Below are 12,256 nucleotides of genomic sequence, written 5' to 3'. Positions count from 1 at the left end.
GGGTGCACGGGTTTGGTGCGATTGTGCATCACCGGCCGACTCCGGCGCACCGCGGTGTGGGGGCGCGGGCGCGAGCGCCTTCGCGCCCCCGGGCCACGTCAGCCCGGACGGTGGCCGCCGGGGAATTCCCCGGGCGCCTCGCGGGCCAGCTCGTGGCTGAGCTGTTCCAGCTCGCTGCCGCCCGCCATTTGGCGGGTCAGCTCCTCCAGCGAGATCTCCGACCGGGCGTGGTGGCCTGCCATCGCCCCGCGCTTGAGGAGGACGAAGCGGTCGCCGACGAGGTAGGCGTGGTGCGGGTTGTGGGTGATCAACACCACGCCGAGCCCGGCGTCCCGGGCGGCGGCGACGTACTTCAGGACGACGCCGGACTGTTTGACGCCGAGCGCCGCGGTCGGCTCGTCGAGGACGAGGACCTTGGCGCCGAAGTAGACGGCGCGGGCGATGGCGACGCACTGCCGCTCGCCGCCGGAGAGGGTGCCGATGGGCTGGTCCACGTCGCGCAGGTCGATGCCCATCCGCAGCAGCTCGCTGCGGGTGGTCTCGCGCATGGTGCGCACGTCCAGGCGGCGGAAGGGGCCGCGGCCCAGGGTCGGCTCGGAGCCGAGGAAGAAGTTGCGCCACACCGGCATCAGCGGGACGACGGCGAGGTCCTGGTAGACGGTGGCGATACCGCGGTCGAGGGCGTCGCGCGGGTTGACCAGGCGGGTGGTCTCCCCGTCGACGGTGAAGGTGCCCGCGTCGTGCTGGTGCAGCCCCGCGATGATCTTGATGAGGGTGGATTTCCCGGCGCCGTTGTCGCCGAGCACGCAGGTGATCTCCCCGGCGTGCACCTCCAGCGAGACGCCCTCCAGCGCCTTGACGTTGCCGTAGAACTTGCTGACGTCGGCCAGCTCGACCAGGGCCGTCATGCCTTCTCCTCCGCCCGTTTGCGCACCCACGCGTTCAGCAGTGTGGCGAGCAGCAGCATCGCCCCGAGGAAGAACTTGAACCAGTCCGGGTTCCACTGCGCGTAGACGATGCCCTTGCTGGTCATGCCGAAGATGAACGCGCCGACGGCGGAGCCGATCGCCGAGCCGTAGCCGCCGGTCATCAGACAGCCGCCGACGACCGCCGCGATGATGTAGAGGAACTCGTTGCCGACACCGTCGCCGGACTGGATCGCGTCGTACGAGAACAGCAGGTGCTGGCCGGAGATCCAGGCGGCGAGGGCGACGCCCATGTACAGCCCGATCTTGGTCTTGACGACCGGGACGCCGACGGCGCGGGCCGCGTCGTCACCGCCGCCGACCGCGAAGATCCAGTTGCCGGCGCGGGTGCGGAGCAGGATCCAGGTGGCGACGGCGACCAGGACCAGCCACCACAGGATGGTGATCTGGATGTCGACGCCGCCGAGCGTCAGATGCGAGGCGAAGAGCGCGCGGGCGGAGTCGAAGCCCTCCATGTCGGCGATGGTCTTGGTGGAGACGGTGCCGCTGATCAGCTTGGTGAAGCCGAGGTTCAGGCCGGTCAGCATGAAGAACGTGCCGAGCGTGATGATGAAGCTGGGCAGCTTCGTCCGGGTCAGCAGGAAGCCGTTGAAGAACCCGATGGCCAGGGTGACCAGCAAGGACACTCCGACGCCGACCCAGGTGTTGGCGGTCATCTGGTAGCTGAACATCGACGAGATCAGCGCCGAGCTGACCACCATCACCCCGGCCGACAGGTCGAACTCCCCGCCGATCATCAGCAGCGCGACGGGGACCGCCATGATCCCGATCGTCGACGACGCGTACAGGACGGTGGAGAGGCTGGACGCGCGCAGGAAGGGTTCGGCGACGCAGGCGAAGAAGATGAAGACGGCGACGGCGCCGACGACGGAGCCCAGCTCGGGGCGGCCCATCAGCCGGTGCACCGGTGAGCGGCGCAGCAGCCGTTCGTCACCGGTCGCCGTCTGCGCGAGCGGTGGGGCGCCCTTTCCCGCCGGGCTCATCGGGTGCCCCGCTTGGTGTACTCCGAGAGCGCCGCGGCGTCCTTCTCGGTGATCACCTGCGGTCCGGTGAGGACGGGCCTGCCGCCGCCGAGCATGTCGGAGTTGTACTTGTACAGCCACAGCAGGTCGATCGCCTCGTACCCCTGGAGGTAGGGCTGCTGGTCGACGGCGAAGCCGAGGGAGCCGTCCTTGAGACCGTCGGCGACCTGCGCGTTGAGGTCGAAGGTGTCGATCTCGGCCTTGCTGCCGGCCTGCTCCTTGGCCTTGACGGCGGTGGGCGCGAAGGGTGCGCCGAGGGTGACGACCGCGTCGATGGACGGGTCCGCCTGGAGCTTGGACTCGATGGACGACTGGACGTCGGGCATGTTGGTGCCCTCGACGTACAGCTTCTCCAGCTCGCCCTTGAACGCCTTCTTCGTACCGTCGCAGCGCTGCTCGTGGCCGACGTTGCCCTGTTCGTGCAGGACGCAGAGGGCCTTCTTGCGGCCGCGGTGGTTCAGCTCCTCGCCGACCGCCTCACCGGCGACCGTCTCGTCCTGCCCGATGTGGCTGAGCGCGCCGAACTTCTTCGACTCCTCGGCGCCGGAGTTCACCGTGATCACCGGGATGCCGGCCTTCTCGGCCTTGGCCACGACGTCCTTCATGGCGTCGGGCTTGGCGAGGGTGACGATCAGCCCGTCGACCTTCTGGTCGATGTAGGACTGCACCAGCTGGCTCTGCCGCTGGGCCTCCTTGTCGTGGCCGTAGACGAACTTGATGTTGTCCTTGGCGGCGGCCTGCTGGGCGCCGTTCTGGACGATGTCCCAGAAGGTGTCGCCGTCACCGGAGTGGGTGACCATCGCAAAGGTCCACCTGGGGGTGTTCACCGCCGCCTTGCCGCCGGCGGCCTGTGCCGCCCGCGCGTCCTCGGCGCGCTTTCCTCCGGTACTGCTGCACCCCGCGAGGGAGGCGCCGAGCACCGCCGCCAGCACGGCGCCCATGACGCGTACGCCTCTTCGAACCCTTGCCACGAGGTCTTGCCCTTCCGCCGATTGTCACGCTCTGTCGGGTGCCCGCCGCGCACCGTTCCCGAAACGCCGGCCCCAACCGACCAAGTATCCGTTACCTGCGATCTGTACCGGTTCGTGGGGTCCGGCACGGGGCCGGCGGCGGTGGCTCCGGCCCGGGAGCGTAGCCCAGGGGCGGGCGAGCGGCGGGACAACGCGGAAAGAAGGAGGGACATACCCTCACTCTCCGTACACCCTCCTCCGCCGCCCCTCTCCGTCCCCTCCCCGGGTCACTTCATCCAGGCGTCCTCGTACGCCCGGTACGTCCCGTCGTGCGTCGCCAGGTGGACCCACTGGTCGACGTACCCGGCGAACTCGGCGTCGCCGCGGGGCAGGGCGTACGCCTTCTCGGAGAAGGTGAACGGCTTCTCCGGGTGGAGCGCGCACAGCTCGGGGTGGATCTTCGCCTGGTAGCGCGTCTCCCCCGCGTCGGTCATCATCACATCGGCGCGGCCGTCGATGATCTCGTCGAAGATCGTGGTGTTGTCCGGGTGCACGGTGATCTGCGCCCGCTTCAGCCGCGCCCGCGCGAACTCCTCGTTCGTCCCGCCCGGATTGACGACCACCCGCGTCCCCGGCCGGTCGATCTGCTCCAGCGTGGCGTACTTCCCCTTGTCCGCACACCGCACGATCGGCGTCTTGCCGTCCTCGCGGGTCGGCTCGCTGAACGCCACCTTCCGGGCCCGCGGCAACGTGATCGAGACCCCGCCCATCGCGATGTCGCACCGCCCCGCCGCGAGATCCCCGACGAGCGACGCCCAGGTACTCGCGACGTACCGGGGCTTCGCGTCCAGACTCTTCGCCAGATCCCGCGCCATGTCGATGTCGATCCCGGAGTACGCACCGGTCCTCGGGTCGCGGTAGGTGTACGGCCGGTAGTCCCCGGTGGTGCAGACCCGCAGCGTGCCGCGGCGCGGGACGGTGTCGAGCAGGGAGCGGTCCGCCGGCTGCGGACGGTGCGCCTTTGCGGCGCCCGGCGCCGCGCCGGGCGCCGGGGCGGGCGTGGCCCCGGCGGGCGCGGCGGCGGTGACGGCGAGGAGAGCGGCCAGGGCGGTGAGCGTGAGGCGCTTCATGGGCGGGCTCCGGGCAAGATCGACGGGGCGGGGGGCAGCGCACAGCGTGGCAGAGGGGGCGCGGGGGGTGAAGGGGGTGGTCGGTGGGTGGGACGGGGCGGGGCAGGCGGCCCCGGGGTACACGTCAGCCCCGGTATGCCCGCCCCGGTAGGCCCGCCCCGGTAGGCCTGTCCTCCTCAGGTCGGCGAGGGCAGGCCGGGGCGGCACCCTCAGGAACCGGGCCCCTCACCGGTCGGCGGGCCCCGCCGACGACTGCGTTCCCGACGGACCGGAGGGACCCGTGCCTGCCCGGAGCTCCGGGTGCTTCCTCAGATACCTTTCCCGGAAAGCCAGGAAACGCGTGACGTAGGACACCAGGTCGCGCGCGGTGGGCGACTTCGGATCCATGGGCAGGCCCTTGGCTCCACGCTGGGTCGCACCGAGCCATGCCCGGAAGGCCTCCTCGTCCCGCTTGTTGAAGGTCTCGGTCATCGGGTTCCGGCGGCGCCCGGAGCCCGCGCCGTGCGCGTCCTCCGCTTGCCCGTTCACCGCTTGCAGGTGCTGGCTCCAGCGGGTGTACGCCCGCGCCCGTTTACCACGGTCGACGTCGCTGGGCGCCTCATCGAGCCAGGCGCGCACGATCCGGGGCACCGCGCTGCCCGCCGGCTCCTTCGCCAGCTCCTGCTCCGCTTGAACCTCCGTTCCCCGCTGCCGCGGCCCCCTCGTTCGCTTGGAGAAGCTGGCAAGCGGGACGTCCGGCAGATAGCCGGCCTGCACGAAATGCTTCAGGAGGGCGAGCGCCGCATACCGTTGATCGTTCTTCAGCGGCGGATCCGCCTCGGGGGACGGCCCGGACGCACCACCGGAGCCCAGGCCCCCCGCCCGCACCAGGTGCCTCAGCAGCGAGACCATCTGCTCCTGCGCGGTGGCTCCCTCCATCGCGCGGTGTGCCCGCCGCCACCACTCCCGGATTTCCAGCGCGTACGACTGCTGGGTGCGGTACGCCAGTTCCGAAGACTGCAGCCAGCGCCTCATCTCCGTCACGAAGGGGTGCTCCCGGGTGTCGCCCGTGGGCGGCAGGGCCGCCCGCACCTCCGCCATCGTTTGGCCGACGGAGCTGGGGTGACGCATCGCGGCGGCGTCACCGGTGGAGGCGGGGAGGGGGCGGTGAAAGGCCGTCAGGTCGATGAGGGGGGCCAGGCCGGGAGCCTGTCCAGGGCCGGCGGCCGGCGTTCCTGCGGTGCTCGTGTCCGCGGGCACGATGATGGCCGTCTGCGGCCGCGGCGCCTCCGACCACGGCCGCAGCGCAGTCTCCAGGCGCGGCGACCACGCAAACCGCTCGGACTCCGAGAGGCTGCCGCCGGTGTCCCGGCCGGCGAGCTCTTCCTGCAGTTGCGCACCCCGGTCCGCGAACCGCTGCCAGAACGCGCGGTCCACGGGGCGGAGCGTGTTTGGTGTGAACGCGGTCAGGACTTCCTGGAGGGATTCCAGCTCCCGCAGCAGCTCCGTACGGGCCAGGGACTGTTCGGCGACTCCTCGCGCCCCTGGACGGCCGGTGCCCGCCGATTGCTCGGGGTGGTTACGGCGGAACTGGAGGAACTGGACCGGGCCGGTGATCATATGGCCTTGTTCCTCACCCGTGAGCAGTCGCCCGGTGCGCATCCGCACCGTGACGATGTGGGACAGGTAGGCGGGGTCGTGAAGCGGGCCCAGGCGGTCGGTCGACAGGGTCCGGTGGTGCTGACGCAGGTACTGGACCCATCGGAGAAGCCCCTGCACGTTCGCTCCCGCAGGGCCGTTCGCCAGCCACGCCTCCAGGCACCTGAGGTGCGGTCCGGTCCCTTCCGCGTCGTACACCAGGTTCCACAGCTGCCCCGCCGGGATCCGGTACGGATTGCCGCACAGGCGCACGGCGTACACCTCGCTGTCCGGGAGCCGCCCGCTGTCGGCCAGGTACCGGAGGAAGGACCGGACGTGCGGCAACTCCCTGGCCCAGGGGCCGCGCTCCTCCTCCGCCGCCCGCACCTGTCCCAGCAGATGCCGTACGACCGCGGACAGCTGCGGGCCGTCCGCTCCGTACGGCCCCGGCCAGGTAGGACGCGCCTGCTCCCACCACCGCTCGAAGAGCTTGTGGTGCGTGTACCGGCCGCTCGACGCCTCCGGCCCGTGGAGCCACTCGTCCGCGGTGATCGTCAGCGGGTGGTCGCTGCCGAGCACGCCGGCCATACGCCCGATCAACCGGGCAGCGAACCGAGCGTTCGGGCGGCCCGCCTCCTCCGGCTCCGTGGTGGTGTCCGTCTCGGGGACGTGCGTCTCCAAGGCGGTGTTCACCTCAGGGACGTACGTCTCCATCGCGGTATCCGTCTCAAGGACCTGCGCCTCCACGGCGGTGTTCACCTCAGGGACGTACGTCTCCATCGCGGTATCCGTCTCAAGGACCTGCGCCTCCACGGCGGTGTTCACCTCAGCGGTCTGCGGCTCCACGACGGCCTCCGTGTCGGAGACAGGTGCCGAGGTGATGTCGGCGCCATCCGTTGCCTGAGGGTTACCGCCCTCCTGCGGTGCCTGCGCTGCCCGGTACGCGTCACGGAAGGCCATGAACGATCGGGGACCGCTGAGCGGTCGGAGGTGCGTCGAAGGGAAGGGCAAGGTTCCCTCGCGCTTCCGCAGCTTGTAGTAGGCGCGGTATGCGGCGTCCTCGCCCGGGGCCTCCGTCTCGGTCATCGGGTGCCTTCCCCCGGGGGCCTGGGCCAGGTACTCCCGCCACAGGAAAAGGCTCGCGGCACGGGTCGCGAGGTGATTGGTGTAGTCGGATGCGCCCATCTCACGCGCGATCCAGGCTTCCATGGTGCGCAGCAGCGGCCCGTCTCCCTCCTGGTCGAGGACCGTACGCCACAGGACTGCCGCCACCCTCTTCGGTTGGCCGTACATCAGCGCGGCGATCCTGACGTCTTCCGGGATGCCTCCCCAATCGGCGAGGAAGCAGAAGAAGGCCCGGCTCGCCCGGTGCTGGCGGTGCTGCGTCACTGTGGAGCCGCCCGGTGCCGCGGTGTCCTCCTTGATGAGGGCGACGCTGCGTTCGATCAACTGGCGCACGAAGGACGACAGATGATCGCTGTGCGGAGCCAACGGCAGCGGATATACCCGCTCCCACCACGAGGGGAAGTGCTGCCTGACGGTAGGACTTCCGTTGCCCATCGAGCGGAACCAGTCGCTCACCGCGACGGCCAACGGATGTTCCCCACCCAGGCCCCCGGCCACCGTCCGGCTCCGGGCCTCACCGGTGGTCCCGCTCTCCTGGAACACAGGCGGGCGTTCCGCGCCCCGGTCCCGGGCCCCCGCCTGGGGCCGGGCCTCACGGGTGGCCTGGTCCTCCCGGAGCACATCTGCCGGATCGTCGGCCACGGTCCCCAGCAGTTGGTTGAGGCGCCGGGTCACGTGCACCTGCTCGCCGGGAGTCAACTGGCGTTCAATTCGGTCCTGCCACAGTTCCTTCCGGTAACGCCGCGCTTCCCTGGCCTTCCCCTCGGACATACCTCCGCGGCGCACGTCCTCCGCCGCCTCGGCGAGGAACCGCTCCAGGCGCCTCATCCAGCCGGCCCACGCCTGCCGCTCCGTGCTGTCGGTCGACGATCCGCCCTGGTCTGTCCGTACACCGTGTACACGACGTAGCGAACTTCCCTGCATCGTCGCACCGACAACGCTCTCCACCTCGGTCAGCAACACTCCCAGAAGACGGTCACGCAGCTCCGCGTCCACCACCCCGGACAGGTCGGAGCCTTCCCCCGCCACTTCGTGCAGATCGGCCAGGGTGTTCCAGCCGTCCTCCAGCCACGCCAGCCGTGTCCTGCTCTCCGTGGCACGCTCCCTCCACCGGCGCAGGAAGTTTTCCGCCGCCTCGATCCGCTGCGCGGTGGTCAGCGGCCACCGAGGAACGGCGGTCTCCTCCGGTTGCTGCGTTCCGTCCTGCGGCGGCTGCTCCGCCGGCGGCTCGATGAGGGTGCTGTCCACCAGCTGCCCGAGGAGGTGGGCCAGGTACGTGCTCTCCGCCGTCCCAGGGACCAGCGGAGCCAGGTCGTCCGTGGCGTCCGCCGGGTCGACCGCGGTGTCCACCTGGTCGTCCAGGCTGTCCGCCGGTTCGTCCACGGTGTCCATCGGCATGTCCGCCGTATCCACCTGGAACTCCGTCGCGCCCACCGGAAATCCGGTGTTGGCCGGCGACGCGCCCACCGCCTCTTCCAGCGGCGCGTACGGCATGTCCATCGACTCGAAGCCGGTGGGCGTTCCGGCCGCCGTCTCCTGCGCTTCCTGGGGCGTATCGGTGGAGTCGCCCCCCGTACGTAGCCAGAAGTACCAGTAGAACGCGTCGGCGTCGCTGCGGAAGGCATCCACCTCGTCTTCGCTGAGCGGGGCGCCACCCGCCCCCGACGTCCTGAGGTGGTCCGCGTAGACGGTGTACAGGGAGGGCGCCTGGCCCGGCCACCGGCCCGGACCGAAGTGGGCCTGCAACGTCTCCAGCACCTGTACGTACCTCGCGCGGGTCACTGCGTCAGGAGCCGTCCGCACCCAGTCCCGCCCGAGCTGATCGAACATCAAAACTCCGATGTCCAAGGGTGGTTCCTGGGCTGAGGTCGACGCCTGGTTGGTTCCGCCGGCCCCCTGGAGCCCGTCGTCCACCTCCATTCCGCTCAGCAGGAAGTTCTCATCGAGGAAGGACTGCGGCTGCACACCGTCCTCCCCCTGGGGCTGCGGGGCGCTTCCGTCGCTGCCCGGTGTCCACAGGGCCGAACCGGACACCTGTGACTGCAAGGAACCCATCCAGTCCGGGAAGGTGTCCTTCGCCGTACCGCCGGGCACCCCACCACGCGCAGCCGGTATCTCCGACACCAGCGTCGCCGGGCCGGACCCCCGTACGCGCTTCCGCAGCTTCTCCGGCAGCGACTGAAGCACCTTCTCCGTGAGCGCGCACGCGGCCGGCAGCCCCGCCAGGAACCTCTCCTGCTGCTCCGGTGTCAGCGCGTCCCGCAATTCCTTCGGGAAGGCGGCGAGCTCCCGTTCCCGTGCCGCCCGGGTCAGCCTCTCCGCCTCGGCGAGTGCGGCCTCGTGCCCCCCGGCTGCCAACGCCTGCGCCACCTGCGCCAGCTCTTCTTTCCGGGCCTGCTGATACCGCCGCACCTCCCCAGCGCCGATGATCGGCAACGGCCTCGGCAGGTACTTCTCCGCCAACGACGCAAACGCCTCGCTCCGGGTGCCGACCGGCGACCCCGCCAGGAACTTCTCCCGCTGCTCCGGTGTCAGCGCGTCCCGCAATTCCTTCGGGAAGGCGGCGAGCTCCCGCTGCCGCACGGCCCGTGCCAGGCCCTTCGCCACCTCGTGCGCGGCCCGGGGGCCATGCCGGAGGAACGTCTCCCGAACCGACTCCGTGGCCTGCTCGTACCACTCCGCCTGCGCGGCGTCGCCCGTCGTCCACCAGGGCAGATGCCCGGATGCCCACTCGGTCCACCCGGGCGGCGACACCGCGCCGCTTCCGGCTTCCTCACCGCCGCGCGGGCTCCCGCCGGGAGAGCCGGCGTTCCGGGGCACCTGCTCCGTGTGCGTAAGGAGCAGCTTCATCAGCTCCATCCGCCGGCGCTCCGCCGTGTCCCGGAGTTCCTGGCCCACCTCGTCGTTCTCCACCAGCCGCGCCAGCTCGGCGACGAGGCGCCGGCCGTCCTCCTGCCAACTCTGCGGTACGGCCGTTCCCTTGGGCCGCTTCTCCCACCGGCGGAACAGGCCGTTCACCGCGCCGAGAACGGCGTCCGGCTGCTGCGGCGCGGTATGCCGGGCTGCGGTGTCACCCGGCCCCGACGTCCCTGTGTCCAGCGGCGTTCCGGTCGTGGCGGTACCCGTCAGGACGGCGTAGGGGCCGGTGTCGGGTGCGGAGGAAGGGCCCGCGTGATCGGGGACGCCGTCCCCGCCGGGGTCCGGTAGCGGCGAACGCCCGGCGCTCGCCTCCCCGTTCTCCGGTTCGAGGTTCACGAAACGCTCGAAATCCACCTCGTCGTCACCGTCCTGGAACGCCTCATCCACGCGGATGTCGTCAGAGGCACCCTGCGGCGGCACGGCTCCGGAGCCCTGGGCGCCCGCAGGCAAGCCGGGGCCGCCGCCGGGAAGCCCGGAGACCTGCTCGTGCAGGAGCGGGGGCGGCACCGGGACGCCGCCCGGCCCGAAAGGCAGGAGACGCAGCTGCGGGTACCCGTCGTGCGTCGCCTCCTCCGGTGCGAACAGGAAGTCGGGGGGCGTCGGCAGCAGCACCGCGCCACCGGGGAACTCAGCCGCCGTCCCCGGCGGCACCAGGTGTCCGGCCACCCCATCGACGACGAGGTGGACGCCGTGCTTCTCCGGCCGTTCCAGGGGCGTCAGCGACAGCATCGTCAGCGGTCCCAGGCTGATCAGCGAACCCTGCGCGTTGCGCTCCAGGAATTGCGCATCCACCCATAGGTATGCCGGGTGGGAGAGAGAGACAGGAGCCCCCGCCTCCGCCTCAAGGAACTCCAGCAGCACGATTCCTTCCGGATTCAGGTCCTCGATCGCCTGCCGTGCCGACGCGCGGAGAGCGCCATCGCTCAGCGCCCGCACCACCGCCTGGGGATCACCGCCGACGATGGCTTCGCCCAGCTCCGGCAGCAGTTCCCAGGGGTTTTCCGGGCTTTCCTCCGAGTACGTCGGGGCTGTGCCGGAATCGCCTTGCGCAGAGGGCCGGCCTTGTGTGAACGGCGCGCTCCCACCGTCGAGCAGTTCGGGATGTTCCCGGAGGTAGCTGTCGCGGAACCTCATGAAATTGTTGGCCGACCTCTGCATCTGGGAGATCGATTTGGTACTGAGCCCCTCCCGTCGCCACAGGTCGAGGAGATGGTCCGCGTCAGCACCGCCCTTGGAAGGGCAGGTCTTCGTGGTCAGCAGTCTGTGACCGTTCCTGGCCCGGTCCCCTTCCGTCAGGTACGCCTCCCACCGGAGGAAATGCCCCACCGTCTGGGAGACGGCGGCCCTCAGCCGGCGCTTTTCCCGCTGCGTCTTCCGCGTCTCTTGCTCCCTCGCCTTCTCGATGAGGTCCTTCCGCCAAGCCTGTGTGATCTCGGCCAACGGGCCTGCGGCGTAATACTTTTCGAGCAGGCGGTCCAGGCCGGCCATGAAGCCGGACTTCCGGATCGTGTCCATCTGCCCGTGATCAGCCTTGGCCAGATGCGTCAGAAGGGACTCCGGGACCGTGCGGGGCGGCCGGGAGGCTCGCCCTTCGCGGCGCGGGGACGGGCGTTCGCCGGAATACAGCGTGTCCCGCAGGTGACGTGCCATCGCCTTCGCCTCCTCCTGAGGCGTGGCGTAGCTGCCCACCACCGCGGGGTGTGCCTGTTGCCACCAGCGCCGGATCCGCAGGACGTAGGCACGCTGCGTATGGAAGGAGAACGCGGACTGCGTGAACCACTTCCCCACTTCGGCCACGAACGGGTGATCCAGGGAACCGTGTACCGCTGCCATCTCCTTCAGCAGAGGAGCGACGACTCCGTCGGTCGCCGGGTCGCTGACAGGTGCGTCGTCCGACGCCGTGGTGTCGGCGACGGATTTCAGTATCCGGTTCAGGCGTTGGGCCACCGGCGACACATCGCCGCCCAGGACCTGGTCGCCGACGCCGGGTGCCCACACATCGCGCCGGTAGCGACGCGCGAGCTGGGCCTGTAGCCGGCCGGCGCGGCCCGCGGCCCCCGCCTCCAGCTTCGCGACGCAGTTCCCCAGCCCCTCCAGCCACTCCGACCAGCGCCGTGCGCCCTCACTCGTCAGCCACCGCTCACCCGGCCCCGTCACCGCATCCGGCGCCGAGGGCAGCGAACTGGCCGGCACCGCCCCGAAGACCGACTCCTCACCGGCCGTCAGCGTCGCCAGCAGCCACGCGTGCACCTCCGCATGGTCCTCGCGCGGCATCTCCGCGAGGATGTCCCAGCCTTCCTCCAGCCACGCCGGCGACAGTTCCTGAACAACGGAACGCCGCTCCCACCACGCCCGCACCCGCGGATCCACGGTGTGCGGCAACTCGACGACCCGGCGCCCGCCCTCGACAGCCGACCCCCCGGGGGCCGACGGGACGCCACCGCTCCACGCACTGCGCCGCAGACGATCGCGCACCTGGTGGTAGAAGTTCTCCGCGAGCCCCCACC

Annotated in this window: 5 protein-coding genes (1 of these 5 cut by a window edge); all 5 read right to left on the bottom strand. The window is 70.6% G+C overall.

Translation table 11 applies throughout. The features are described 5' to 3' along the window. Nucleotides 1-98: 98 nt before the first annotated feature. Complete coding sequence (locus ACZ4M8_RS27340; RefSeq protein WP_467611823.1) at nucleotides 99-908, bottom strand: ATP-binding cassette domain-containing protein; 810 nt, start codon at nucleotides 906-908, stop codon at nucleotides 99-101. Continuing rightward, on the bottom strand, nucleotides 905-1,969 hold the full coding sequence (locus tag ACZ4M8_RS27335) for an ABC transporter permease (protein WP_467611820.1): 1,065 nt from the start codon (nucleotides 1,967-1,969) through the stop codon (nucleotides 905-907). Before ACZ4M8_RS27335 ends, ACZ4M8_RS27340 begins: the two co-directional genes overlap by 4 nt. Then, entirely contained in the window at nucleotides 1,966-2,949 is a 984-nt protein-coding gene (locus ACZ4M8_RS27330; protein WP_467611817.1) for a sugar ABC transporter substrate-binding protein, read from the bottom strand. The genes ACZ4M8_RS27335 and ACZ4M8_RS27330 overlap by 4 nt, the downstream gene beginning before the upstream one ends. 296 nt (nucleotides 2,950-3,245) lie before the next feature. Then, nucleotides 3,246-4,088 (bottom strand): transporter substrate-binding domain-containing protein, encoded by an 843-nt coding sequence (locus tag ACZ4M8_RS27325; protein WP_467611814.1) that lies wholly within the window; start codon nucleotides 4,086-4,088, stop codon nucleotides 3,246-3,248. A gap of 225 nt (nucleotides 4,089-4,313) precedes the next feature. Further along, on the bottom strand, nucleotides 4,314-12,256 hold the 3' portion of the coding sequence (locus ACZ4M8_RS27320; RefSeq protein ID WP_467611811.1) for a WXG100-like domain-containing protein. It continues 37,450 nt past the right edge of the window; 7,943 of the gene's 45,393 nt are visible here — the last part of the coding sequence; its start codon lies beyond the right edge, outside the window — the gene reads right to left on this strand; its stop codon occupies nucleotides 4,314-4,316.

This window comes from Streptomyces sp. NPDC027185 (genome assembly GCF_055567035.1).
Note: the sequence above shows the minus strand (reverse complement) of the source record. Positions and strands in the feature narration are given on the sequence as shown.

What these genes read in the sequence shown, in the direction of transcription:
- ACZ4M8_RS27340 (WP_467611823.1), bottom strand. Translation starts at nt 908, where the DNA reads ATGACGGCCCTGGTCGAGCTGGCCGACGTCAGCAAGTTCTACGGCAAC.
- ACZ4M8_RS27335 (WP_467611820.1), bottom strand. Translation starts at nt 1,969, where the DNA reads ATGAGCCCGGCGGGAAAGGGCGCCCCACCGCTCGCGCAGACGGCGACC.
- ACZ4M8_RS27330 (WP_467611817.1), bottom strand. Translation starts at nt 2,949, where the DNA reads ATGGGCGCCGTGCTGGCGGCGGTGCTCGGCGCCTCCCTCGCGGGGTGC.
- ACZ4M8_RS27325 (WP_467611814.1), bottom strand. Translation starts at nt 4,088, where the DNA reads ATGAAGCGCCTCACGCTCACCGCCCTGGCCGCTCTCCTCGCCGTCACC.